22 protein-coding genes, 2 tRNA genes and 2 pseudogenes are annotated in these 23,797 nt (G+C 57.6%); 8 read left to right on the forward strand and 18 right to left on the reverse strand.

Annotated elements, in window-relative coordinates:
• Positions 1–1,182: pseudogene (locus BLL52_RS13945) on the forward strand (IS3 family transposase); the annotation flags it as partial.
• 889 nt (positions 1,183–2,071) lie between these two features.
• Here the strand turns inward: BLL52_RS13945 and BLL52_RS13950 are convergent.
• The 11 genes from BLL52_RS13950 to BLL52_RS14000 all read right to left on the reverse strand — a co-directional run bounded on the left by BLL52_RS13950 (position 2,072) and on the right by BLL52_RS14000 (position 12,868).
• Positions 2,072–2,147 (reverse strand) — tRNA-His (locus tag BLL52_RS13950).
• Positions 2,148–2,195: 48 nt separating this feature from the next.
• On the reverse strand, positions 2,196–4,118 hold the full coding sequence (locus BLL52_RS13955; protein WP_075587308.1) for a SurA N-terminal domain-containing protein: 1,923 nt from the start codon (positions 4,116–4,118) through the stop codon (positions 2,196–2,198).
• Positions 4,119–4,177: 59 nt separating this feature from the next.
• A tRNA-Val gene (locus BLL52_RS13960) sits at positions 4,178–4,253 on the reverse strand.
• Positions 4,254–4,269: 16 nt separating this feature from the next.
• Positions 4,270–4,542: an HU family DNA-binding protein gene (locus BLL52_RS13965; protein ID WP_075587309.1), complete on the reverse strand. Its 273-nt coding sequence runs from the start codon at positions 4,540–4,542 to the stop codon at positions 4,270–4,272.
• A 235-nt stretch (positions 4,543–4,777) separates the two neighbouring features.
• On the reverse strand, positions 4,778–5,500 hold the full coding sequence (locus tag BLL52_RS13970) for a nitroreductase (RefSeq protein WP_075587310.1): 723 nt from the start codon (positions 5,498–5,500) through the stop codon (positions 4,778–4,780).
• A 288-nt stretch (positions 5,501–5,788) separates the two neighbouring features.
• On the reverse strand, positions 5,789–7,003 hold the full coding sequence (locus tag BLL52_RS13975) for an NnrS family protein (protein ID WP_075587311.1): 1,215 nt from the start codon (positions 7,001–7,003) through the stop codon (positions 5,789–5,791).
• Positions 7,000–7,695 carry an ABC transporter ATP-binding protein gene (locus BLL52_RS13980; protein WP_198930639.1) on the reverse strand — a complete coding sequence of 232 codons (696 nt, stop codon included), beginning with the start codon at positions 7,693–7,695 and terminating at the stop codon, positions 7,000–7,002. The genes BLL52_RS13975 and BLL52_RS13980 overlap by 4 nt, the downstream gene beginning before the upstream one ends.
• Positions 7,696–7,733: 38 nt before the next feature.
• Positions 7,734–8,549, reverse strand: a complete 816-nt coding sequence (locus BLL52_RS13985) for an ABC transporter permease (protein WP_075587313.1) — start codon at positions 8,547–8,549, stop codon at positions 7,734–7,736.
• Positions 8,546–9,493: an ABC transporter substrate-binding protein gene (locus BLL52_RS13990; RefSeq protein ID WP_075587314.1), complete on the reverse strand. Its 948-nt coding sequence runs from the start codon at positions 9,491–9,493 to the stop codon at positions 8,546–8,548. The genes BLL52_RS13985 and BLL52_RS13990 overlap by 4 nt, the downstream gene beginning before the upstream one ends.
• A gap of 41 nt (positions 9,494–9,534) precedes the next feature.
• The gene (locus tag BLL52_RS13995; protein ID WP_075587315.1) at positions 9,535–11,592 is read right to left on the reverse strand and encodes a TonB-dependent receptor; all 2,058 of its coding nucleotides are present in this window, start codon (positions 11,590–11,592) and stop codon (positions 9,535–9,537) included.
• Between the two features lie 286 nt (positions 11,593–11,878).
• Positions 11,879–12,868, reverse strand: a complete 990-nt coding sequence (locus BLL52_RS14000; protein WP_075587316.1) for a cytochrome-c peroxidase — start codon at positions 12,866–12,868, stop codon at positions 11,879–11,881.
• Positions 12,869–13,163: 295 nt separating this feature from the next.
• Here BLL52_RS14000 and BLL52_RS14005 point away from each other — a divergent pair, with 295 nt between their 5' ends.
• Both BLL52_RS14005 and BLL52_RS14010 read left to right on the forward strand, forming a co-directional pair.
• Complete coding sequence (locus BLL52_RS14005; protein WP_075587317.1) at positions 13,164–14,093, forward strand: ZIP family metal transporter; 930 nt, start codon at positions 13,164–13,166, stop codon at positions 14,091–14,093.
• A gap of 35 nt (positions 14,094–14,128) precedes the next feature.
• A complete protein-coding gene (locus BLL52_RS14010) occupies positions 14,129–14,623 on the forward strand; it encodes a Dps family protein (RefSeq protein ID WP_075587318.1) in 495 nt (164 codons plus the stop codon).
• Positions 14,624–15,079: 456 nt separating this feature from the next.
• Here BLL52_RS14010 and BLL52_RS14015 read toward each other — a convergent pair whose 3' ends face one another.
• On the reverse strand, positions 15,080–15,388 hold the full coding sequence (locus BLL52_RS14015; protein WP_083633979.1) for a DUF2149 domain-containing protein: 309 nt from the start codon (positions 15,386–15,388) through the stop codon (positions 15,080–15,082).
• A gap of 218 nt (positions 15,389–15,606) precedes the next feature.
• Here BLL52_RS14015 and BLL52_RS14020 point away from each other — a divergent pair, with 218 nt between their 5' ends.
• Positions 15,607–16,776: an IS4 family transposase gene (locus BLL52_RS14020; RefSeq protein WP_075587045.1), complete on the forward strand. Its 1,170-nt coding sequence runs from the start codon at positions 15,607–15,609 to the stop codon at positions 16,774–16,776.
• Between the two features lie 367 nt (positions 16,777–17,143).
• Here BLL52_RS14020 and BLL52_RS14025 read toward each other — a convergent pair whose 3' ends face one another.
• The 6 genes and pseudogenes from BLL52_RS14025 to BLL52_RS14050 all read right to left on the reverse strand — a co-directional run.
• Positions 17,144–17,563, reverse strand: a complete 420-nt coding sequence (locus BLL52_RS14025) for a ferritin-like domain-containing protein (RefSeq protein WP_264569070.1) — start codon at positions 17,561–17,563, stop codon at positions 17,144–17,146.
• Positions 17,564–17,654: 91 nt separating this feature from the next.
• Positions 17,655–17,867, reverse strand: coding sequence for a hemin uptake protein HemP (locus BLL52_RS14030; RefSeq protein WP_083633976.1), 213 nt, complete (start codon positions 17,865–17,867; stop codon positions 17,655–17,657).
• Complete coding sequence (locus tag BLL52_RS14035; protein WP_075587321.1) at positions 17,864–18,274, reverse strand: ExbD/TolR family protein; 411 nt, start codon at positions 18,272–18,274, stop codon at positions 17,864–17,866. The genes BLL52_RS14030 and BLL52_RS14035 overlap by 4 nt, the downstream gene beginning before the upstream one ends.
• Before the next feature lie 2 nt (positions 18,275–18,276).
• Entirely contained in the window at positions 18,277–18,993 is a 717-nt protein-coding gene (locus BLL52_RS14040; RefSeq protein ID WP_075587322.1) for a MotA/TolQ/ExbB proton channel family protein, read from the reverse strand.
• A gap of 22 nt (positions 18,994–19,015) precedes the next feature.
• A complete protein-coding gene (locus tag BLL52_RS14045; protein ID WP_075587323.1) occupies positions 19,016–19,678 on the reverse strand; it encodes an energy transducer TonB in 663 nt (220 codons plus the stop codon).
• A 182-nt stretch (positions 19,679–19,860) separates the two neighbouring features.
• A pseudogene (locus BLL52_RS14050) lies at positions 19,861–20,100 on the reverse strand (alpha-hydroxy-acid oxidizing protein); the annotation flags it as partial.
• A gap of 436 nt (positions 20,101–20,536) precedes the next feature.
• Here BLL52_RS14050 and BLL52_RS20025 point away from each other — a divergent pair.
• Genes BLL52_RS20025 through BLL52_RS14070 form a run of 4 tightly spaced genes read left to right on the forward strand, consistent with a single transcriptional unit; the run spans position 20,537 to position 23,737 of the window.
• A complete protein-coding gene (locus BLL52_RS20025) occupies positions 20,537–20,881 on the forward strand; it encodes a FeoA family protein (protein ID WP_083633977.1) in 345 nt (114 codons plus the stop codon).
• A gap of 38 nt (positions 20,882–20,919) precedes the next feature.
• On the forward strand, positions 20,920–21,153 hold the full coding sequence (locus tag BLL52_RS14060; RefSeq protein WP_075587324.1) for a FeoA family protein: 234 nt from the start codon (positions 20,920–20,922) through the stop codon (positions 21,151–21,153).
• Positions 21,150–23,489 (forward strand): Fe(2+) transporter permease subunit FeoB, encoded by a 2,340-nt coding sequence (feoB, locus tag BLL52_RS14065; RefSeq protein ID WP_075587325.1) that lies wholly within the window; start codon positions 21,150–21,152, stop codon positions 23,487–23,489. Before BLL52_RS14060 ends, feoB begins: the two co-directional genes overlap by 4 nt.
• 20 nt (positions 23,490–23,509) lie before the next feature.
• Positions 23,510–23,737, forward strand: coding sequence for a FeoC-like transcriptional regulator (locus BLL52_RS14070; protein ID WP_075587326.1), 228 nt, complete (start codon positions 23,510–23,512; stop codon positions 23,735–23,737).
• Positions 23,738–23,797: the final 60 nt, after the last annotated feature.

Below are 23,797 nucleotides of genomic sequence, written 5' to 3' on the forward strand. Positions count from 1 at the left end.
AGCCGGAGTTCAAGGCGAAGGTTGGACTGGAAGCCTGCGCGGGGTCAAGACCATCAACGAGATCGGCCAAGAATTTGGCGTACATCCGGTGCAGGTAGGCCAATGGAAGAAGGAAATCCAGGAACAAGCCAAGACCTTGTTTGAAGGCCGTCGAGGCCCAGCGCCGGTGGCCGCGCACAAGGAGCCAGATCGTTTGTATGGGGAAATCGGGCGCCTGAAGATGGAGCTGGACTGGCTCAAAAAAAAGTCAGGGATCAGCCTGCCATGATGCGCCAAGACTGGATTGACAAGGGCGACGCAGTTGCCGTGAGCCGCCAATGTGTTCTGACTGGCGTATCACGCGCCACGCTGTACGCACAGCAAAAGCCCAAGGCGCTTGATGAGCATGACGAACTCATCAAACGCCTGCTCGACGAAGAATACACACGCCACCCGTTTTATGGCACCCGCAGGATGGTGGTGTACCTGGGCCGTTGCGGCCACACCGTCAACAGGAAACGCGCACAACGCCTGATGCGCAGCATGGGCTTGGCAGGCATGGCACCGGGCCCCAATACCAGCCGCGCGCACCCACAGCACAAGGTGTACCCGTACCTGCTGCGTGGCGTGGCCATTGAGCGGCCCAATCAGGTGTGGAGTACTGACATCACCTACATCCGGCTGGCTCGCGGGTTTGTCTACCTGGTGGCCATCATGGACTGGTATTCCAGACGCGTACTGAGCTGGCGTATCAGCAACAGCATGGACGCAATGTTCTGCGTGGACTGCCTGGAAGATGCTTTGCGTCTGCACGGCAAACCCGAGGTATTCAACAGCGACCAAGGCTCCCAGTTCACCAGCGAGGCCTTCACCGGTGTGCTCAAGCGTGAAGGTATCACCATCAGTATGGATGGCCGGGGTCGGGCGTTTGACAACATTTTTGTCGAACGGCTATGGCGCAACGTGAAGTACGAGGACGTCTACCTCAACGGCTACGCCACCATGGGTGAATTGCTCATTGGCCTGACGAAATACTTCAGCTTCTACAACGCAGAGCGAATGCACCAATCATTGGCAAACCAGACACCAAATGCGGTGTACGCCAGCGCCACGGGAGGTGGGGCGTTGATCGTGGACAAATTTCCGCGTGAGGGGGGAGAAACTCCCTGTTTCGCTGCGCTGCACAGAGAGTTTCTCCAATGAAATCGAGGGACAAAAATCAAGTCAAAAACCGGGGCAGCGCCGTCCAGCTGCGAGTGAAATCAAGGGCAGCTTAAACTGATTGAAAAATTGTCTTGACTTAGGGGTCCACTTTACCCGTTGAATGGCGCTTTGCGCTAGTGGCAACGCACCCAACATCACCGCTTTCCATTTTCGGGGCTCTGTAGTTTGGGTCAGTGGCCAATGCGGAGTACCGCAATGGCCAGGCACCACGAAGCTGTCGCGCAGCTTCGGCCAGCAGCGCGGCCATGTGTCGCCGCCAGTCGCTGCGCTTGGTGGCAGCGGCACATCACTGCTTTACCTTGTTCGATGCTCTGTAGTTTCAGCCAGTGGGCACGGCGGCGTACCGCCATGCCCAAGCAGCACGAGGCTGTCGCGTGGTGTGAGTGGCTTGTGTAGTGTTCGCCCGCTACGGCCACCCGCTTCGCTTTTACATAACGCGGCATTTTGCAAAGTGCAGGGCAGTCGTTCCGCTAAAGCTCCACTTGGTGCCCCATACCGCTTCGCGCCCTTTCGGGTTTGCAAAATAGGCGTTATGCAAAGTGGCCTTCGCTGGAGGCGGTCGCCCAGCCGTCGGCGCTTCCCGGTCGCTGGCGCGCCCTACGCGCCGCCGTCTGCGCGCCCTTGTGGGTGCCTCCTGCCCACCCTGTGGCCTCTCCGCTGCGCGGCTTTGATCCTGCGCTGGTCTGTCCGTCCGCCCCCAAGGGGCTTCCTCAGCCCAGCGCCTGGGGTCACGCCGCCTAACGGAGGCGGGTCGAAAACCTCAAATCTGTGGTGCAAATCCATGTACCTGCGGCGGTATAGCGCTGGTATGGAGCGCCCAAGAAAAAAGCCTGCTATCTTTTGAATAGCAGGCTTACCTTATTTCATATGGGGTGGCTGATGGGGCTCGAACCCACGACAACAGGAATCACAATCCTGGACTCTACCAACTGAGCTACAGCCACCGAAGCGTCAAATTATAACCGAATAGTGCTTCACAAGAAGGCTCCAGCCTAAGGCAAAAGAGCTACCGTAGCTAAGGGAGACGCCACCAAAAACGTCACCTTCAAGCGGTCTTTTAGCTCAGAATAATACGCCGCAGCTTCGGCAGAGGCCCACCACTGCGCATACTGTTCACGATCCTGCTCAGCAGACGGTTGACTGGCTTCATTGCGCGGCACAACCTTGTTGGCGCGCACAACCGCATACCCCTGAGCGCCCAGATCAACACCGAGCCAGCTTGGCATCGATTTGGCGTCAACCCTAAGTGCCGCAGTCACAACTTGGGCGGGAACGTTCATCGCCTGATCGCGCGCTACCACTTGGGCAGCAGGCAATACGGCCTTGTCGGGGTCCTTCTTCCACAGCGCCAGTTTGCCCATGCCATCCTTGTCGGCAAGTTCAGAAGCTCGCGCGGCAATAACGCGTTCACGCACCTGCGGCCGCACATCGGCTAAGGCCAGCGTCTTAGTGGGTTCGTATGCCAGCACGCGACCCGCTGCCAATTGGTTAACCGCAGTTTCCACCGCTTCCGTGTTACGTTTTTTCTCAATGTTGTCTTGGGCGAACAGGGCCGACAAAAACTTTTCACTGGAAAGCACGCCAGTCGCGCCCGGCGCTGGTTGGCGCAACACTGCCTCAGCAACTTTAATTTCCAACCCAAGCTTCTCAGCCACAGGTTTCAGGCTGTCAGACTGCTCGTACACCGTATTGGTAAACAGTTCCGCCACCTCCGCAAACTTGCGCTGGGCTTGCTGGTTTTTCAGATCGCCGTCGATGGAAGCGCGTAGCTCCTCAAAACTGCGTTGCTTGGGCTCTTTCACCTCAGTCAGCTTGATGATGTGGTAACCAAAGTCAGACTCAACCAGGTCACTGATGTCGCCCTTTTTCATGACAAAAACAGCATCTTCAAACGGCTTGACCATGGCGCCACGGCCAAAATAGTCCAGATCACCACCTTTTGCAGCAGAACCTGGATCTTGGGAGCTTTTCCTGGCCACTTCTGCGAAGCTGTCTGGCGCTGAACGAACCGCTTTGAGCAAGGCCTGTGCTTCTACCTTAGCTTTTTGCCGTTGCTCCGCAGGCGCATCTTTGGCAGCGGTGATCAGGATGTGACTGGCGCGCCGCTCTTCATTGCCGCTGAGTCGGGCCACGTTTTGATCGTAAAACGACTTCAGATCAGCATCAGAAATTTTGATGTCTTTCTTGACAGCATCTATGTCCAGCACCACATACTCCACCTTGACTTGTTCAGGCGCTTTGAAAAGTGAGAGGTTCGCCTGGTAAAAGGCTTCCATATCGGCATCCGAGAGGTTGACTGCCGATATGTAATCTTTGGCGAGAAAATTCACTACTTGAATCTCACGACGCTCAAAAAAAGCGTTCAGCGCCACATCCGCTGGCGCAGCAGCAACAAAACCCGTTTGAGACACGCCCGCTTCAACCTGTTGCTTGGAAATATCTTGACGCACCATGTTTTCAAAACCCTCAGGCGTCAACCCCTGGGTGGCAGCCAATTGACGATAGCGCTCCATGTCAAGCGTGCCGTCAAGCTTGCGTAGCGAGGCGATGGTTGGATCTTCTTGCAGAAAACGCGCCAGCCGCGAGTCGCTGGTGTGTAAATTGGCTTTATCGGCCGCAACTCGCATGACCGTGTCCCGCACCAGGCGCTCAAGCGTGGCGTAACGCGCCTCTGGTGAGTCCAATAGCTTGATATCCAGCTCAGGCCGGGACGCCCGCAAGCGGTCCATGTCATTCTTATGCGCAGCGTCCCATTGCGCCTGCGAGATTTCGACAGAAGCAACTTTGGCGACCACCGTAGAGGACTGTTTCGACTGCTGGTAGCCATCGACACCGAACAGAACAAACGCGGGGATGACCAGCAAAAACAGCAAAACCATCAAGATTTTGGTGTGATTGCGAAAGATATCGAACATGTGGAAACTCTCCTGCAAGCAAACAAAAAAGGCGAACCATAAGTTCGCCTTTGAATGGTTGGTGGGTGATGACGGGCTCGAACCGCCGACCTACGCCTTGTAAGGGCGCCGCTCTACCAACTGAGCTAATCACCCCACCGAAAACCTAAATTTAATTAATGGCATCTTTCAATGCCTTGCCTGGACGGAACTTGGGCACTTTGGCAGCCTTGATTTTAATAGACGCACCGGTTCGGGGATTGCGCCCGACTCGCGCTGCCCGTTTGCCAACCGCAAAGGTACCAAACCCAACCAAGGATACGGCGCCGCCGTTTTTCAAGGTCGCCTTGACTGCGGAGATAGTTGATTCGAGCGCCCGGGCGGCAACTGCCTTTGGAATGTCAGCATCCGATGCGACGTAATCAATGAGTTCTGTTTTATTCACAACCTGCCTCTTAGGAAAATTGGTGTTCAAGAATTTTTTGCTGCAAGCCTTGTACTGCGTCGTGCAACTGGCTTCTTGTTTCTCAGTCGCTGTCTGCTGACACCGCCTTACCGCTGGGAATTCTAAGCGGATTTAAATGGGGTAACGAAGCAGTGCGGCAAACTTTTCTGACAGACGCCTAGTGGTCAAAGCAAAAAGTGCCCGCTATACGCGATCCACGAACCAATTCTGTCCGTCAATCAAGCCAATTTGTGAACTCATTCACAGCTACCCTTGGCGTCTGAAACGCGTTTACAGGATTGGATGCGGATGCGTAACCAAGGGCCATACCGCAGACCAGCATTTCCTGCGCGCTGGCACCAATATGTGGCTTGACAATGCTTGCAAAACCATTCCACGCTGCTTGCGGACAAGTGTCAAGGCCACGAGCCTTGGCAGCCACCATCAGGCTTTGCAGGAACATACCGTAGTCCAGCAGCGAGCCCCGACCCATCACCCGGTTAAGGGTGAACATCAAACCCACTGGCGCGTCAAAAAAACGGTAGTTGCGCTGCTGCTGTAAGTGCATTTTTTCTTTGTCACCTTTGCCAATACCCAACAAACCATACAGCCCCCAACCATTTTCCCGACGTCGGTCAATATAGGGGCTGGCCCACTTTTCTGGGTAGTAGTCGTACTCTTCCTTGTACTGGTCAGCCAGCCCCGGATCGGCACGCAAACCATCATGCGCTGCGCATACCTTGGCCACCAGCTCACTGCGACTGTTGCCCTGCAACACATACACCTTCCACGGCTGGGTATTGGTGCCTGATGGGGCCCTGCTGGCCACTTCAAGCAAATGCTGCAGCACATTGCGCGGTACCTCTTGCGAGGTAAACGCCCGCACTGATTTGCGCGAGCTGATCGCTGACTCAACAACTGCGGCCGAATCAACCCAAAAATCAACAGTTTGGCTCATAAAACTTCTCAAAAACAACGTAACGAATGACAGCTGCAGACTTTACTCGGATTGGTCTTTCAGCAAATCACGCAAACGCTCGGGGGCCGGCACCAGCGGTGTGCAGCTGCGCGTCCAAGCACCTTGCTCTGGTGACGACGACGCCTTGCCTTGATGAGTCATCAACCTAGATTGTCCTTGAGGAATTATTGCCAGCCGGTGCGAGCTTGATTGATCGCCCGCATGGGAACCTTGAATACAGGCGGTCTCATTGCGCAAACTCGTCTTTTTTCGCGGCGGAAGTTCAGGTTAGGCGGTTTCGTCGCAACCTTGTCTGCCGTCTGGCCGAGGGCCGCTCAGCGCGGTCCAGGAATAGATCAGGTAGATGCTCCAGGCGAGCAACCAGGGGGTTGCTGCAGCGTACAGCAGCGGGGTATACGCCGTCATGATGGCCGGCAGACTGGCAGCGGCGCGGAGCAGGCCAGCGCCGAACAGTAGGGCGGCAGCGGCGGGTAGCCAGCGCCGATGGTCCAGCCCGTGGCCGCTGTGCACGCGCCCGGCGGCGCTCATCACAATCAGTACCAATAAGGCCATCGCGCCAACCAGCAGCAGGTGGTGGCCAGCGCTGCGCCAGTTGCTGCCGCTGAGCAGCCCGACGCCGATCACGGCGTAACCCAGCGCCATCGCCCAATACCCCAGATAGGGAATCAATACCCAACGTTGCCATAGCGCCCGGCCCACGTGCCAGTCATTGAGCAGGTTGAAAATGGCGGCAGCGGCGGCAAGCGCCAGCCAGCCGCTGACGGTATTTGCGGGCAGCAGGAATTCGCTGACGGAAAACGCCGCAATGGTGAACATGGCCAGATTGCGCCGCGGTGGCCGGGCCAGGTAGGGCGCGGTGATGCCGCCTTGGTGTTCGAGCACGTCGTTGACCAAACGCATCGAGATACGCGACAGCGCGATAACGATCAGCAGCATCATGAGACCGACAGCGAGCAGTAGCCAGGGCATGGCGTCGCCACCCCGCCATAGCGTCAGGTAAAAGCCGGCGTGGACGGCGGCCAACGCACACAAGGCATTGAAAAACGCCAGGTGGCGACGCCCCGGCTGGCGCCATAACGGCCCGGCGATGCAAGCGATGAGCAGGAGCAGGAAGGCGAGATCACAAAAGGCGGCGGGCAGCACGCCGAGCCATTCGGCGAGCAGATAGAAAAGGCGGCCTCCCAACCACAAGCCCAGCAACAGTTGCACGGTTTTCCGGTCGACCGCAGGTGTTCCAGTGAATTTGACAATCGCTGTCAGCAAGAAGCCGGCAACCGCGGCACTGGCAAAACCGAAGATCATTTCATGCGCATGCCAGACGATCGTGCCGCCGGGTAACGCGGGCAGTGGCAGCAGACCTGCCAGCGAACCCAGCCACCAGGCCATGGCGACGATTGCATGGGCTGAGGCGAGCAGGAAGAAAGGACGAAAAGCACACAACCACAAGTGAACGGTCGAGGGCCAGAAACGGGTGATTTTCATGCGGCTTTCAACGACGCTAGCCCAAAGGCCGCGCGAATATCCGGCCAGCGGATGAATTCGGCGGTCCGGGCGAAAACCCAGGCTTCATCGCGCATGTTGACCGGTGTGTCGATGCGGTGCGTAGCGACGATACGCCCGGGACTGCCGCTCATGACTAGGATAAGTTCCGCCAGTCGCACCGCCTCCATCAGGTCGTGGGTGATCATCAGCACGGCGCTGCCGTGAGCGGTGCGTTCGCCCTCGAGCAAGGCATAGAGTTCGCACTTTAGACCGATGTCAAGTGCTGAGAAGGCTTCGTCGAGCAGCAGCAAGTCGGGCCGGATGGCAAAGGCGCGGGCCAGGGCGGCGCGGCTCTGCATGCCGCCAGATAGCGCGCCCGGAAATTTTGTTAGATCGTCGGCAGTTAGCCCCATGCGCTCGGCCAGTTGGGCGGCTTGCGCGTTGCGCTCGGTGCGTGCAACGCCTTGTGCCTTGAGGCCTAGGGCGATGTTGTCCAGCGTGCGTTTCCACGGCAGCAGGCGTGGTTGTTGGAACATCATCGCGGGCCGTGCAAAGCTGCTCGCAATCTGGCCTTCCCACGGCAAGAGCAGGTTGGCGGCGAGATTTAAGAGCGTCGTTTTGCCGCAGCCGGAGGGACCGACCAGGGCCACCAGTTCACCTTCGTGGACGGTCATATCAATGTCTTCAAGCACGCGCTGGTAGCCGAAACGGTGATTCAGCCCGGAAATGGTTAGTTGTTTGATGATGCGAACTCCCGCCAGGATTCGACGCCGCGCTTGATGGGTTCGAGCAGCAAGTACTCGATGGCCAGTAGCGTGCCGACCAGCGCGACGATCCAGGCCATCGATGCCGCGGTGTCGAGATGGCTACGCGAGACAGCGAGTGCGGCACCGATACCATCTTCGGTGGCCAGCAGTTCAGCCATGACAACGATCTTCCATGACATGCCAAGCGCCGAGATCCACGCCGGAAAGAGGTAGGAAACGACGTGCGGTAAATAAACGTCGGTCAGCTTCATCCAGGTCGATAGCCCGAACACCCGGGCGACTTCTTTCAACTGGCCATCGAGCGTGCGTGTACCCTGCATGGCGCCGACGAAGATGATCGGGAAACAGGCGATGAAGACGGTGAATACGGGTGTTCCATCCCCGGCACCGAACCACAGCAGGGCGAGGATCAGCCAGGCGATCGGAGGCATGCCGACGAGGATGGTGATGATGGGCCTGGCCATCATCGAGGCTGTCATTGAGACACCAGCGGCTAACCCAAGCAGGCTGCCGATGCCGACCGAAAGACCGAACCCGGTCAGTGCCCGGCGCGCGGTGATGGCAATTTCGGGCCAGGCGGCGCCGCTTGCAAAGAGCCCGCGCAGCGCGGTCACCGCTTCAATCGGCGTAGGCAGGATCAAAGAGCCCAGGTTTTGGGCGGTCAACTCCCACAGGGCGAAAAAAATACCCAGACTGGCCAGCGAACCCCAGCCACTCCATAGGTAGTGGCCGGTTGCCGCCAGCCAGTTGCCGGTACGTTGGCGCAGGGTGAGTGTCATGGCCCGTAGAAAGCACCGTCCGGCAGCTTGCCGCCGATTAGTGCCGGATTGGCGCTGTGCAGGCGCTCGAAAAAGAACTGCAGTTCGGGCTGGGCGGCAGCCGTTGGGACATGGCGCAATTGGCTGACTGCGAGCGAATCAGCAACCGCTTCAGCGCTTAACAGATCAACGCGTTTGGCGACCATCTCGCCGCAGGCCAGCGCGTTCTTATGGCACCAGCTAAGCGATTTGTCGTAAGCAGCCATGATTTTTGTCTGCAATTCTTCGTCAAGCACAGCCTGTCCCACAGCGGCGATACCAGCCTGCGGGATGCGCGCCTCGCGCTGGTGCAAGCGGCCCCACTCCTGCTGCAGATCCACGCTGCGGTGCAGGTCGGGGGCGATCAGACTGATTGGGAACGATTTCGTCTTGCGCAGCGCCATCGACACCGCTGGCTCGGCAAGCAGCGCATGGTCAACCCGACGGGTCACCAGCAACTGCATGGCGTCAAGCGGCGAGGCCACGTAGCGCAGCTTGAAATCCTTCTTTGCATTTAGCCCCTGTTTCTCGGCGAGCAGCGCGAAAACAATGTCTGGCATGTCGGCGCGAAACGGCATGGCAATTTCCTTGCCGCGAAAATCGCTGAGCGTCTTTGCCTGTCCGTCCCGCGACACCATCCACAACACGCCCCAGGTTGACACGTTGAGCAGGCGCAGCTTGACGCTACGGTTGTAGAGATTGGCAGCAACGTTGGTAGGTAGCGCGACAAAATCGGCCTGACCGCTCAGGGCCATGACGCGCAATTGGTCCGGGTCTTTCCAGACCCGGAACTCAACTTTGTCGGCGATGTCTTTCAGCGCGCCGCTCTCGATCATGTGGATCAGCGGCGTTGATACCGAGGCTGGCGGACCGGCCAGCACCAGGCTGGGGCGCTTGCCCGCCGCCTGCGCGGGCAGGGCGGTCATGAGCGCCAAAAGGCATAGTACGGTAGCGAACCGGTAGCGCATCAGAAGGTCCCGCGCCAGGCCAGTTGTAGGTTGCGGCCCGGTGCCTTGATCTCGGTGCCAGAAATACCTTCGGTCAAATGCTCATGGTAAGTCTTGTCGGCGAGATTTTTGATGGCCAAGCGCAGGCTCTGGTTTTTGGAAAACTGCCAGGTAGCACCGACGTCGGCGGTCACGAAACCATCCGTGCGATTTTCTGTGCCACGGGAGAATTGTGTGGCGACGCGGTTTTGGTCGTCAACCAGACGCAGAGTGAAGTCGGCCTTAACGCCTGGCATGACGGTTCCTAGCCAGCCGAGCAAAATTTCATCGGCTGGCATCTGGAACAGCGGCTCGTTCAGGTCGTTGTTGTCGCCGCGAATGCGCGAGTAGCCAGCGTTCAGCCAATGACCAGCAGCCACTTGCCAGGCGACTTTGGCCTCTAAGCCTTTGAGGGTCACGCTGCCAAGATTGACGGTTTTCTTGCAACTGCCAGCATTGGCGGCGCCACAGGCCGCAGAGGCCATGGCACCGGTCAGAATCTGGCCGGTAATGTAATGGTTGATCTTGTTGTGAAAGGCTGAAATTTGGTAGTTGACCCCAGCATTCGCGCCCTTGAGCCCGATTTCGAACTGGTCAGCTTTTTCTGCCTCAACGTCGGGGCTGCCAGCGTAGAAATAGCCGTCGCGCTTCGGGCCGGATTCGTAACGTTCGCGCATGCCGGGTGCCCTGAACGCGCGGGCCATGCTGGCGTAGGGCCGCAGCAACGGCGTTACCTCGTAAATTGCGCCCAGGTTGCCCGACACCGCGCTTTCTTTCTTGTCTAGCCCTGTGGTGCGGGCGCCGTTGCCCATGCTGGCAGCCTCACCCTTCACGCTGTCGTAGCGTAGACCCGCCAGCAGGTTCAGCTTGCCAAATTGCATGTCGTCTTGCAAATAGGCGCCAAGCGCGCGGATTTGTGCATCTTGGAAGGGATTGTTTGGCGTAAACGTCGTGAACGCTGGCCCGCCAGCCATGTAGCGATCAGGATTACCGTCCATCTGCCATGCGTTGGCACCGAACGACAGCAGATGCTGCGGATGGATTAGCCAATCGGCCTTGGCATCCATGCCGTCGGTGCGGAAGGTCACTTGATTGATGACGATGTCACGGCCGAGCTTGTTGGCATAGCTATAAATCTGGCGCTCCATCTCTTGGCGATAGACGCGCAGGTCGACATTGAGCGGCGTTTCGCCGGCACCGTTGCGGTTGTAACCCAACTCGTAGAGACGGCGCTCCTGCTTTGGCGAATGAACCGTTGCGTTGCCGATCAGCGAACTCGGGTGCAGGCGCGTCGAGCCCGGATACCAGACATCCTCGTCCTTGTGCAGTTGTGCCGATACGCGTAATTGTTGTTGCGCATCGAGGCGCAAACGGTATTGACCAATGAAGGCGTCGGAATCGTAGCCGGTGCGTTCGATTTTGCCCTTGGGTGAATCGTAATCATCAATGCGGGCCAGCGAAGCACCAAGCATCAACGCGTGATCACCCTGGCTGGCATTCATCACCGCCGTGCCGCGCAAGCCTTGGCTCACGCTGTCGTAGCTGGCACCGGCCTTGAGGCCAATGTCGGGCGTGAATTGCGCCTGCGGCATCAAGACGTTGATCGCGCCACCGAGCGCGCCGGTGCCATAGAGCACCGAGGAACCGCCTTTGATGACCTCAACTCGCTCAGCCAGACCCAGCGTCATGAAGGAAGCCACAGCGCCAGCTGGCTGCGCTGAATTGAAGCGCATGCCATTGACCAGCAATACGGTGCTTTCTTTGCCGAGCCCGCGAATCACCGGGTTTTGGCCCTGGGCGCTGTCGTTCGAAATGGCGATGCCGGGTTCGCCAAGCAAGACCTCGCCGACATTGGCCGCGCCGCGTCGGGCAATTTCATTGGCGTCGAGGGTGATGGTCGATATCGGTGTTTCTAGATCGGCCGAGCTGTAGCCCTTGGCCGTGACATTGACGACCGAAAGGGTCGGCTCCTGCGCGCTGGCCGCTGAAAAGACGAACAGCAGCGCGACGCAGAGCGGGCTAAGGCGGGGTAAGTTCATGAATGACTCCAAGCATTAGGCTGGCTGGCGTCACGCTGGCTTGCCGGGTAATTAACTGAAGTGAAGTATAGTGACTGATAACCGTTCTCAATACGTTCAGTCAAAAAAATGTTTCAGTTGATTGGCAAACGCGGCAGAAAAAAACAGAAACACGCCTGCCCGGTGTCGGTGGCGTGCGCCGGTGGTTTGTGGCTATTGATGAGCGGCGCTTTCACGCCGTCGGCCTCGTGTCTTGCCTGTGTGTCTGCAAAAAGGCAGTGCGGCCAACCAGCGGCCAACTGCTGGATCAGTTAAAAGGCGTCGGGCGCGGGGTCTTGTCGGCTGAGGGCGGCAAGATCGGGATCGCAAAGCTGGGCTGGTCACCGGTCAGGGACTTCAGAAAGGCCACGATCTGGGCGTTCTGAGCCGGTGTGTACTTCTTGCCCAGTTGCAGGCGGCCCATGATGTCAACCGCTTCCGGCAAGGTGTCGACCGCGCCGTCGTGGAAGTAGGGGTAAGTCAATTCCACATTGCGCAGGGTTGGCACCTTGAAGCTGAAGCGGTCGGCATCTTTGCCGGTTATGGCAAAGCGGCCTTCACCAGCGGTTTTGGCCTTGTAGGGCTCAACCACCCCCATTTTCTGGAATGAAGTGCCACCCGCAGCGGGGCCGTTGTGGCAAGCCACGCAGCCGCTTTCTTTGAAGAGTTTCCAGCCAGCGACTTCGTCGGTGTTCAAAGCATCCGTTTTGCCCAGCAGGTATTGGTCAAAACGGCTGTTCGGTGTGACCAGGGTCTTTTCAAACTCGGCAATGGCGGTGGTCACCGCGTCAATGTCCACCTTTTCGGTGCCAAACACTTGCTTGAACTCACGCACATAAGCGGGTATGGACTGCAGCACGCCCACAGCCAATGTGTGGGTAAAACCCATTTCGCCAGGGTTTTCAATAGGGCCGCCAGCCTGCTCTTTCAGATCAGCGGCGCGGCCGTCCCAGAACTGCGCCACATTCAGGCTGGAGTTGAGCACGGTGGGCGAGTTGATCGGGCCTTGCTGCCACTTGTCACCAATCGAGGAGGTCAGGTTGTCGCTGCCGCCCATAGACAGGTTATGGCAAGAATTACAGGAAATAAACCCTGACTTGGACAGGCGCGGATCAAAATATAACTTCTTGCCCAACTCGACCATGCCGATGTTGATCTGTGCCGGGGGCTTGATCGGTTGAATCAGTTCTTGTGCTGCCGTGTAAAGGGGTGCAAGACTTAGGGCGCTTACTGCCGCTGCAAGAATGCGTAGTTTCATTTGTCTTTTCCTTGGAGTTTGGGAGTTGTGCCGGAGATTGGATCTAGACCCAACGAATCGAAAATATCAGACACGGCTGAACTTTAACCACGCTTTGTCTTTCGATCAATGACGTAAGTCAATGATTTAAAAAGAAATTTAACTATGATTGCCATAGTGTTTACCTATTCTTGTTACCCATGAAGCTGTCTGCTCTACGTTCCCAAGTGGCAATTGCCGACCCGTGGATTTTTTGCCATGCGGCCGAGCCGTACAGGGGTGCCCAACCCAGTCTGGTTGGCGCAAGGCGGTGCCCATGAACACAGCTCCGCTAACGCAAACCTCTTGGCTGGAGGCCGCTCGCCGCCATGCCCGGACCCACACGCTGGCGTTTGTCAGTCTGTCACTGGGCTTAACTGCTGTGCTGCTGCTGCTGGCGCAAAGCCTCTGGACGGTGTTGTCGGGCGAGCTGGGTGTTGGTGTGCGCTACGGGCTGCTGGGCGGATTCGCGGGTTTTGTCGCCACCGCTCTGGGTGCTTTGCCGGCGCTGGCGCTGCGTAGCATCGGGCAAAAGACCGAAGACAGCATGCTGGGTTTTGCCGCTGGCATGATGCTGGCTGCCACCGCGTTTTCCCTGCTTTTACCGGGGCTTGAAGCCGGTGCTGAGATTCTGGGCAGCCGTCCGCTGGGTGCCGGGGTGGTGGTGCTGGGCATGACGCTAGGTGTGCTGATGATGCTGGGCTTGGACGCGTTCACCCCGCATGAGCACGACAAAATTGGCCCCTGTGGTCCAGGCTACGAGCGTTTTGATCGGGTTTGGTTGTTTGTGTTTGCCATCACCTTGCACAACCTGCCTGAGGGCATGGCCATTGGCGTCGGGTTTTCGCAGGGTGACATGAGCGTGGGCCTGCCGCTGGCCACAGCGATTGCGCTACAGGATATTCCGGAAGGCCTGGCGGTGGCTTTGGCATTGCGGGCTGCCGGGTTTGCGCCGGGTCGCTCGGTGCTGGTGGCAGCTGCCAGCGGTTTGATGGAGCCCCTGGGGGCACTATTGGGCGTGGGTTTGTCCAGCGGTCTGGCACTGGCTTATCCTGTGGGGCTGGGGTTGGCGGCGGGCGCCATGTTGTTTGTGGTGTCGCATGAAGTGATTCCGCAGACGCACCGCAACGGTCACGAGACAGCGGCCACGATTGGGCTGATGTTTGGTTTTGCATTGATGATGGTGCTGGACACCACCCTGGGATGAGTTCGATAGGTTTGATTTATTAAAGGAGTTGGACAATGAGTAAGACAAAAGTAAGTTTGCCGAGCATGGACATTGGCATTAATGCCGAACAGCGCGAGGCCATTGCCAATGGCCTGTCAGCCCTGCTGGCCGACAGCTACACGCTGTATTTGATGACCCACAACTTTCACTGGAATGTGACCGGGCCGCAATTCAACAGTCTGCACTTGATGTTCATGGGCCAGTACACCGAGCAGTGGAATGCGCTGGACCTCATTGCCGAGCGCATCCGTGCGCTCGGTTTTCCGGCACCGGGCACTTACAAAGAGTATGTCAAGCTAGCCTCTATCGAGGAGGTGGAGGGCGTGCCCAAGGCCGACGACATGATTCGCCACCTGGTGGCCGCACAGGAAGCCACCGCCCGCACCGCGCGTCAATTGTTCCCTGTGGTGGATGCTGCCAATGACCAGCCTACAGCCGATCTGCTGACGCAGCGCCTAGATATTCATGAAAAAACTGCCTGGATGCTGCGCAGTACGCTGGAGGAGTAGGCGCCTCGGTGCAAACGCCTTGCGCGTAGCTGAACGCTCAGACAGTTGGCGCGCGAAGTGCGTTCAATGGCGGGGTGTAAATCGTGTTACGCTAACTGCGCGAGCAGCGCTCGGTGTGTCTCGCGGATGTGCCAGCGCGCTGCCTGCGACTAGGCTCGGTTTGGCGCTGTGCCAGCAATGAAGAGCAGTAGTTTTTGGTCAGTATCGGCCAGCGTTTCAGCCGTCAGTTGATTCTCGTTTTCGGTGCTCTGCCGGTAGCAGGCTGGGTCGGTCAGCGGGCCGTGTCTGATGCGCTTAGTAGAGCGCGTTTATGCTGCAAAATATATAGCTACAAAGCTTTATTGCATAAGCTCTAGAGGCACATTTCGTCTTTAATATGCTGGGCTCTGCCGAATCGGGCATTTGCCCGGCGCGGCGGTGAATTGCAAAAGCAGGGCGTGGCGCTTCAAAAGCGGCCTACTCCGGCACGTAAACGATGCCGCCGTCCTTCATGCGGTAAGCGGTGCCAGCTTTGGCGCCTTCACCTTGGCCGATCTCGCCGCTGGATTTGTAGCGCTCGATCTTCTCGCCTTTTTTGATGAGCATTTCCATGGTGGGTTTGCCAGCGTCGGTGATCACCGTCACATCGCGTTTGCTGAAGCTGTCGAGCATCGGGTTTTGCGCTACCGTGATCAACAGCGCAGCAATGATCACCAGAAAGATGTCAATGATGTTGACCACCGACAAAATCGGGTCGTCGTTCTCGGATTCGTGCAGCAGTTTCAGGCTCATGGCTTGGCCCTTTGCTGCAAGATGACCATTTCTTCGGCCAGCCAGCGGCGCCGCACATTAGAGACCCAATCAGTAGTGTCCCAACGTTGTCTTGTCGGAACGTTGTAAGCTCTTGATTTGGTTGTTAAATTTGGTGTTTGAGTCTGGTCTCGATTTGAACGTCATGGTGCGTCAGACTGTCGGTTTTTTGCGGATTCCCGCCCCAAACCGTCATGCACAAAGGCACGCTCGTATTTGCGCAACTCATGCTGTACCTTCCACTGAGCACGTTTCGTCGCTGTGTGGCCGATCACAACGGCGAACACAAGGTCAAGGACTTCTCGTGCCTGGACCAATTCTTCGCCATGGCATTTGCCCAGTTGACCTACCGCGAGTCCTTGCGCGACATCGAAGTCAACCTTCGCGCTCAGGCTCGGCGGCTGTACCACATGGGCTTTCGTTGTCAGACGATATCGCGCAATACGCTGGCCAATGCGAACGCGACACGCCCATGGCAAATCTACGCCGACTTTGCACAACACCTGATTGGTTTGGCACGTCCCTTGTATGCCACGGAGCCGTTCGGACTGGAACTCGACGCGGCGGTTTACGCGTTCGATGCCAGCACCATTGACCTGTGCCTGTCGGTGTTTGCATGGGCACCATTTCGGTCGACCAAGGCGGCCATCAAGCTGCACACGCTGCTGGATTTGAGGGGCAACATCCCCAGTTTCATTCACATCACCGACGGCAAGACGCACGAGGTCAATGTGATGGACGATCTGGTGCTGGAGCCGGGCGCGTTTTACCTGATGGATCGGGGCTACCTGGACTTCGCAAGGTTGTTCGTGATTCACGAGGCGCAAGCCTTCTTTGTCACCCGCGCCAAGAGCAACACCAAGTTCAAGCGACGTTACTCGCATCCGGTGGACCGCGTGGGTACTGCAGTGCTGTGCGATCAGACCGGCGTGCTGACAACCTATCAGTCGAGCAAGGATTACCCCGCGACCATGCGCCGGGTGGTGGTCAAGGACGACAGCGGAAAACGGCTGGTGTTTTTGACCAACAATTTCAGCTTGAAGCCCGAGCTGATTGCCGATCTTTACCGCCAACGCTGGCAGGTGGAGTTGTTCTTCAAATGGATCAAGCAGCACTTGCGCATCAAGGTGTTCTTTGGCACCAGCGAGAACGCCGTGAAGACGCAGATATGGATTGCCATATCGACATATCTGCTCATTGCCATCGCAAAGAAACGCTTGCATCTTGATGATCACAGCCTGTACGAAATTCTACAAATCCTGAGTCTGTCCATGTTTGAAAATATCCCAATAAATCAACTGCTTACGCCACCATCGAAAAATCCCGTGTCGGATTTCGAGTCAAATCAGCTCGCTCTCCTCTGAAGAACGTTGGGACACTACTGATTTGATATAAAAAACGAGCAGTAATTGCCTGCGACGCAGGCCAGCATCAGCGTCTTCCGAGGCGAGTAATGGTCCAAGATGGTTGTTTTTTCTTCGGGGGCCGACCAGGCTTCTTTATTGGTTACGGCTTGAAAATAGCTTATGACCATGTGCCCCACGCAATGATCGCCTGTGAAGTGCTCGCGCCTTCGCTAAGACACCGAGCCCAGCTTATCCCAGCACCACCATCCAGCATTCAAGCTGCCCTGGCAGTTTGCGCTACGAAATACGTGGCGTTGGCACTTGGAATTGATTTTGGCGAGCAACCTCGGGGTTGTTCGCCGACGCGTAACCGCGACTCCCAAGCCTAAGCGGCAAACGGCGCGGTATCCCCGGGTCGGCGCAGCATCTTGTTCACTTCATCCAGGTGAAGTTCTTCTTGTACGATCATCTCGCGGGCGTACTCCTCCAGCAGCACTGACTTACCACTGGTAATCTCCAGCAACTTGTAGTAAGCCGCCAAGGCGGTTTGTTCATGCTGCAAACTTTCACGCAGAATGTCGCCGGTATCATGCTGCTCGGTTTCCAGCAGCGCGCCAATTTTCAGCGACGGATGACCACCAAGCAAAGTCACCAGTTCACCAGCCTTATGGGCGTGGTCAAGGCTTTCGTTGGCATTGGCCTTGAGCCAAGCGACGATAGGCAAGCGGTTGAATCCGTAAACCATCAGCGAATAGTGGGTGTAGCGCACCACACCCGCAAGCTCCAACTCCATGATGTTGTTCAACGCGTCGATGGCGGCTTTCTTGTGATTACTTTCCGTACTTTTCTCCTGTGAGTTGGGGTCAATGTGTTTGCAATTTTGTACGCGGAAATAACTACTTAGTCAGAATCAGCTTGCCCAGTTTGGTCAGTTGCAGCCGGTAGACCTTACCTTGGTGTTCAATCGCCACCGATTTTTGCCCCCGCAACAAAGCCGCGCTCGGAACCGCTGCGGCGGCCGATCCCGCACCTCTTTGCTCTGGCAAAGAAAGCGCAGCGGCGCTATGGCCTGGCGGTGGAGTTGGGCTTTGGAAAGATTCGCTGATCATGGTGCGGGCTCAGTCACAAAGCCAATTTTTCGCAGACCGGCGCGCTGAGCATGCGCCATCAGTTGCGCCACGCGTTCGTAGCGGGTCGCCTTATCACCACTGATGTGCAATTCAGGTTGCGGCTCGTGCGCCGCTTGCTGCGCTAGCAGTCCGGGCAGGGCTTTGTCGTCCACCGGCGACGCGTTCCAGTAATAAGCGCCGCTGGCATCCACGCTCAGGCACAACGTTTCGGGCTTGGCCACCTGCGGCACATTGCTGGCCGTTGGCAAGTCCACATTGACCGAGTGCTTCATAACCGGGATGGTGATGATGAAGATGATCAACAGCACCAGCATGACGTCCACCAGCGGAGTCATGTTGATCTCGCTCATCACCTCGTCCGAATCCGTTTGTGCGCCAAAAGCCATGGTCAGGCTCCTTTTTTCATCATCACCACGCTACTGTGGCCAGGCGAACTGACCTTTGCACCGGTGACAAAGAAGGCGTGCAAGTCATGAGAAAAGCTGCCCAGCTTGTTAAGTACCGCCTTGTTGCCGCGCACCAGCGCGTTGTACCCAAGCACCGCGGGGATGGCTACCGCCAGGCCAAGCGCGGTCATGATCAGTGCCTCACCCACCGGGCCGGCCACCTTGTCGATCGTGGATTGGCCCGACAAGCCAATGCTGAGCAGCGCGTGGTAAATGCCCCAGACGGTGCCAAAGAGCCCGATAAAAGGTGCGGTTGACCCCACGGACGCCAGAATCGCCAGCCCTGACTGCAGCCGCGCGGTGAACTCGTCCATGGCGTTACGCAGACAGCGTGTCACCCAGTCGCTCACATCGAGCACGTCATGCAGATGGACCTTGGTGTTGCGATGGTGTGCGGTGGCTTCGCGGCCCTCCAGCGCGATCTGGCGAAACGGGTCGAAGGCATCCGAGCCCAACTTCTCCAGCGCGCCGGCAAAGTCTTCGCTGTGCCAGAAGTCAGCGGCCTGCTTAGCCTGCTTTTTGTATTTGAGAAGATCAAGTGTTTTGAGTGCAATCACGATCCAAGTGACCAATGACATCAGCAGCAGCAGCACAGCCACACCCTTGGTTACCCAATCACCTTGCGTCCAGACGTTAGCAATCCCGAATTGTGATTCCATCAATCAAACTCCAAAAAAAAGACTACTCAAGCACCCAATTGATAGGCACGTTAAAAGACATAGCTGTGGGCAACCCGTTGCGTTTACCAGGGCTGTAGCGCCAGCGCATCACCGCAGTCAGGGAAGCCTGGTCCAGTCGGTGAAAGCCGCTGGACCTGACCAGTCTGGCGCTGATAGGGAAACCATCAGCACCAATCTGCACACTGTGAATCACCACACCTTGCTCACCTAGGCGCTTGCTGGCGGCCGGGTAAATCGGTTTGGGGTTTTGCAGGTAATCCGCGTCGCTGGAAGGCAGTTCGACGCTGGGCGCCGCGGGAGGCGCAGGTGCGACCGCTGCCACTGAAGCAGTGATTGCAGACCGAGGTGAAGAGGTTTCAAGAGGTACGGCTGCTATGACCCAAGATTGCGGCGCCTCAGTGTCCTTTTGCACGGCCACCGGTTGCGGCAAGGTAGGCGCACTCGGGGCCTTTGACCGGGCCACAGACGGCTTGACCACGGCTGGCGGCGCGGGCGGTGCAGGAGCAGGTGCAAGCCGCTCAATGAACTCGCCCAGCATCTGCACCGGTACCACCAGTTCAACCGCCCGCTTGAGCAGGCCGCTTTGCAGCGCCCACAGCAACATCGCATGAAACAACAGCACGTTGGCCACAACAACAAAGGTGCGCCGATCTTGGTGTGTCATCGACAACCAGAGCGGCCGTCGTTGTGGCATCGACCTCACTTACGGAAAACCCAAGCCGAAGCCACCGTCACCATCAAAGCGCTACCGACAAGTATGAAGAGTGTGTTCATGACATAACTCCTTATAAATTAAAGACAGCTTCATTATAAACGCGAATCGTTTGCATTCATGAAACCTTCTTCTTACAAATTTTCGAAGCTCGACGCCGTCAGGTTAGCGCCTGAAACCGCCTCTGGCTTAAACAGGCAGGCCATGGAAGCGTCTGCCAGCGTGGCACAACCACACAGGGCCATGGCAATCTCCAACTCGTCGCGCAACAGGCGTAGCACTTGCGCCACACCCAGCGCTCCAGCATTGGCCAGACCATAGATGTAGGGTCGACCAACCGTGACCGCGTTCGCCCCCAAGGCCATGGCCTTGAGCGTTTTGTCATACGCGTTGGTGGTTTTTTTGCGCCAGCGCACTCAGCGAGCCTGCCAGCAGCATGGCGCCAATCGGCAGCAATGGCCTGGATACTATAGACTTTATAGCTACTGGCCCTTTATCAATAAGGGCTAAGGGCACATTTAGCTTAAACTTTGTTTTCAGTGAACGTGACATAGCGTGACAAGACCTTACGGAGGGTTATTGGCTGGCTAGGTCACAACAGCAAGACGATGGCTGTGTGATTTGACTGGCTGAATGGCAGTGGTGCGCTTCAGGCACTGAGCTTGATGGCAACTCTTTTCGGAGTAAATAAATTCTACATGCGAATCGTTCCTATTAAAATTGGCGTTAATATATACCAACACAAACAATACCTACTCGCATTTACAATTTCGCTAACATTTCGTTGTCAACCCTCTTTGGAGTCTGCACATGTTCAAGTTTTCTTATGCCACTAAAGCGCCGGTCGCCTGCCTAGAGCCGATTGACGCGATCTGCCTTGGCAGACAACAACATCAGCACCAACATCAGCTTCAGCACGGCAACTCCGCAGGTTCCTTTCCCTTGAGCATGGCTGGCTCGGGCACGCAGGTTCGCATCGTGTCACTGAAAGGCGGCGCCGGCATGGACCGTCGCATGACTGAAATGGGCCTGAACATCGGTGCCCAAGTGCGGGTGCTGCAGCAGGAAGGCAGCGGGCTCGTTGTCATGCGTGGTGAAAGCCGCTTTGCTCTGGGCGGTGGCATGGCGCACCGAGTCATGGTGATGGCGGCGTGAGCGCCCTTTTTGAAACCGATACAGACATTAAGACAACTATGTGCACTTTGAGCGAACTGAAGGTGGGTGAGCGTGCCCGGGTGATGGGTTTTGGCGCGAGCGCAGGTGGCTACCGACGCAAGCTGTTGTCGCTCGGCATCCTGCCAGGCGTCGAGCTGAATGTGGTGCGTGTGGCGCCGATGGGCGACCCGGTCGAGGTGCGTTTGCGAGGCTTTTCGCTGACATTGCGCAAGGACGAAGCCTCTAACCTGCAGGTGGAGAAGCTCGCATGAGCGCTCGGCACACCATCGCCTTGGTGGGCAACCCAAACTGCGGCAAAACCACCCTGTTCAACGCGCTCACTGGCTCCAAGCAGCAGGTGGGTAACTGGCCCGGCGTCACTGTCGAGAAAAAAAGTGGCGAATACCGCCTGCAAGACACACGCTTTGAAGTGATCGATCTGCCCGGCACCTACTCACTGGATGTGGTGGAAGGCGAAGTGTCCCTTGACGAGCGAGTCGCGCGCGTCTACGTGCTTACGGGCGAGGCCGATGTGATCGTCAACATCCTTGACGCCTCCAACCTGGAACGCAACCTTTATCTCAGCATCCAGCTCATCGAAATGGGCGTGCCTTTGTTGTTGGCGCTCAACATGACCGACGTGGCCGCGGCCAAAGGCATGCAGGTCGACGCGCAGGCACTTTCTGAGCTACTGGGCTGCCCGGTGGTGCCGTTGGTCGCCTCGTCCGGCACAGGGCTGGCAAACCTCAAGGCCGCTATTGCCCATGCTGCAAACCACCCTAGCCGCGCCACGGTTCAGGTGACTTACACCGAGGCCCTGGGCAAAGCCATGGCCGAACTCACTGCAAAGATCAGCGCTCTGCCCGGCAAAAACATTGCGGCCTCGCACTGGCTGGCGGTGCGCCTGCTTGAAGGCGATGTCATGGCGCGTCAAGTGGCCGGCCCCGAGATCGCCGCGCTGGCGCAGCAACGCGCTGCGGCCATTGGCGACGATCTTGACATTTTGGTGGCCGACGGCCGATATGGTTTGGCCAATCGCATCGCCAACACTTGCGTTAAGTTCAGCGGGCGCACCACGCGCGACGTCACCGAGCGCATCGACCGCGTGGTGCTGCACCGCGCGCTGGGTATCCCGATTTTTCTGCTGATGATGTATTTGATGTTTCTCTTCACCATCAACATCGGTGGTGCTTTCATCGATTTCTTTGACCTAGGCGGCAAAGTGCTGTTCGTAGATGGCATTGCCCACGTGCTCGGCCAGTGGGGCGCGCCTGAGTGGCTGATCGTGTTGCTGGCGAATGGTTTGGGTGGCGGTGTTCAAACCGTTGCGACCTTCATACCGATCATCGGATTTTTGTTCCTGTTTCTGTCGGTGCTCGAAGACTCGGGCTACATGGCCCGTGCCGCGTTTGTGATGGACCGTTTCATGCGCTGGGTGGGCTTGCCAGGCAAGTCATTCGTCCCGATGATTGTCGGCTTTGGCTGCACGGTGCCGGCCATCATGGCCACACGCACCCTGGAAAACCGCCGCGACCGCTTAATGACCATCGCCATGGCGCCTTTCATGTCGTGTGGGGCACGGTTGCCGGTGTATGTGCTGTTTGCAGCCGCGTTCTTTCCGAGTCAGGCGCAAAACGTGGTGTTTGGTCTCTACCTGATCGGCATCGCCGCGGCCGTGCTGACAGGTCTGATTCTGAAGAATTCACTGCTCAAGGGCGAGGTTTCCCCCTTCATCATGGAACTGCCGCCCTACCACCTGCCCACCCTCAAAGGGATCTCGATACGCACCTGGGACCGCCTGAAAAGCTTCATCTTCAAGGCGGGCCGGGTGGTGGTGCCCATGGTGTTGGTGCTGAACTTTCTCAACGCCTTTGGCACCGATGGCAGCTTTGGCAACGAAGACACAGACAAGTCTGCGCTGGCCGCCGTCGGGCGCACAATCGCACCGGCCTTTTCGCCCTTCGGCTTGGATACCGATAACTGGCCCGCAGCCGTCGGCATTTTCACCGGGATACTCGCCAAAGAGGCGGTAGTGGGTACGCTGAACTCAAGCTATGCCGCACTGGCTGAGCAAGACGCCAGAGCCGCCGGTTCACGCGAGCAAGAAGAGGAGCCTTACGACCTGGTGGGCGGCCTGGCGGCTGCGCTGGCCACCATTCCTGCCAACCTCGCCGACGCGGCGGGCGACTGGGCTGATCCAATGCATCTGAATATTGGCGATGCGACTGACCTAGAGGCTATAGCCGAAGATCAAGAAGTCTCCACCGACGTATTTGGCGCGATGGCAGCTCGATTTGATGGCACAGCCGGTGCCTTTGCCTACCTGCTGTTTATCTTGTTGTATTTCCCTTGTGCCGCAGCGATTGCAGCGGTGTATCAGGAAAGTGGTACGCGCTGGACACTTTTTGTCGCCGCATGGACCACCGGCATGGCCTACGGCATGGCCACCTTGTATTACCAAGTGGCCATCTTTAGCCGCCAGCCCACCACCTCGGTGGCTTGGATCGCCGCCACCCTGTTGGCATTTGCTGCGGTCTTGCTGTGGATGCGTCGGCTCGGTTCGGTCCAGCCCACATTGGCGCGCCCGGTGGCGCAGCCTGCTGTTTGAACCTGTTAGGAGAGCTCACCATGATTTTGTCGCGTGTATCTGCTTACCTGAAACAACACCGGCAGGCCAGCCTACTGGATATGTCCATCGGTCTGGACACCGACGCTGAGGCCTTGCGCGGTATGCTGGACGTGCTGCAGCGCAAAGGCCGTGTGCACAAATTGCCCAGCGGTACGGCGTGCGGCGGTGGCTGCAACAAATGCAGTAGCGACACCATCGAGTTGTACGCCTGGGCAGGCCCCGCCTGAAACCGCCAGCCGGCTGCCCTGCAGCTGGTGACCCTTGCCACTCCTATAAGAAAATGGCCT

Source organism: Rhodoferax antarcticus ANT.BR (assembly GCF_001938565.1).
In the GTDB taxonomy this organism is placed as follows: Bacteria; Pseudomonadota; Gammaproteobacteria; order Burkholderiales; family Burkholderiaceae_C; genus Rhodoferax; species Rhodoferax antarcticus.

Bases quoted from the DNA above. Each gene is read 5' to 3' on its own strand.
- BLL52_RS13955 (WP_075587308.1), bottom strand. From the start codon at position 4,118: ATGTTCGATATCTTTCGCAATCACACCAAAATCTTGATGGTTTTGCTG.
- BLL52_RS13970 (WP_075587310.1), bottom strand. From the start codon at position 5,500: ATGAGCCAAACTGTTGATTTTTGGGTTGATTCGGCCGCAGTTGTTGAG.
- BLL52_RS13975 (WP_075587311.1), bottom strand. From the start codon at position 7,003: ATGAAAATCACCCGTTTCTGGCCCTCGACCGTTCACTTGTGGTTGTGT.
- BLL52_RS13985 (WP_075587313.1), bottom strand. From the start codon at position 8,549: ATGACACTCACCCTGCGCCAACGTACCGGCAACTGGCTGGCGGCAACC.
- BLL52_RS13990 (WP_075587314.1), bottom strand. From the start codon at position 9,493: ATGACCGCCCTGCCCGCGCAGGCGGCGGGCAAGCGCCCCAGCCTGGTG.
- BLL52_RS13995 (WP_075587315.1), bottom strand. From the start codon at position 11,592: ATGAACTTACCCCGCCTTAGCCCGCTCTGCGTCGCGCTGCTGTTCGTC.
- BLL52_RS14000 (WP_075587316.1), bottom strand. From the start codon at position 12,868: ATGAAACTACGCATTCTTGCAGCGGCAGTAAGCGCCCTAAGTCTTGCA.
- BLL52_RS14005 (WP_075587317.1), top strand. From the start codon at position 13,164: ATGAACACAGCTCCGCTAACGCAAACCTCTTGGCTGGAGGCCGCTCGC.
- BLL52_RS14010 (WP_075587318.1), top strand. From the start codon at position 14,129: ATGAGTAAGACAAAAGTAAGTTTGCCGAGCATGGACATTGGCATTAAT.
- BLL52_RS14020 (WP_075587045.1), top strand. From the start codon at position 15,607: ATGCACAAAGGCACGCTCGTATTTGCGCAACTCATGCTGTACCTTCCA.
- BLL52_RS14030 (WP_083633976.1), bottom strand. From the start codon at position 17,867: ATGATCAGCGAATCTTTCCAAAGCCCAACTCCACCGCCAGGCCATAGC.
- BLL52_RS14035 (WP_075587321.1), bottom strand. From the start codon at position 18,274: ATGGCTTTTGGCGCACAAACGGATTCGGACGAGGTGATGAGCGAGATC.
- BLL52_RS14040 (WP_075587322.1), bottom strand. From the start codon at position 18,993: ATGGAATCACAATTCGGGATTGCTAACGTCTGGACGCAAGGTGATTGG.
- BLL52_RS14045 (WP_075587323.1), bottom strand. From the start codon at position 19,678: ATGACACACCAAGATCGGCGCACCTTTGTTGTTGTGGCCAACGTGCTG.
- BLL52_RS20025 (WP_083633977.1), top strand. From the start codon at position 20,537: ATGTTCAAGTTTTCTTATGCCACTAAAGCGCCGGTCGCCTGCCTAGAG.
- BLL52_RS14060 (WP_075587324.1), top strand. From the start codon at position 20,920: ATGTGCACTTTGAGCGAACTGAAGGTGGGTGAGCGTGCCCGGGTGATG.
- feoB (WP_075587325.1), top strand. From the start codon at position 21,150: ATGAGCGCTCGGCACACCATCGCCTTGGTGGGCAACCCAAACTGCGGC.
- BLL52_RS14070 (WP_075587326.1), top strand. From the start codon at position 23,510: ATGATTTTGTCGCGTGTATCTGCTTACCTGAAACAACACCGGCAGGCC.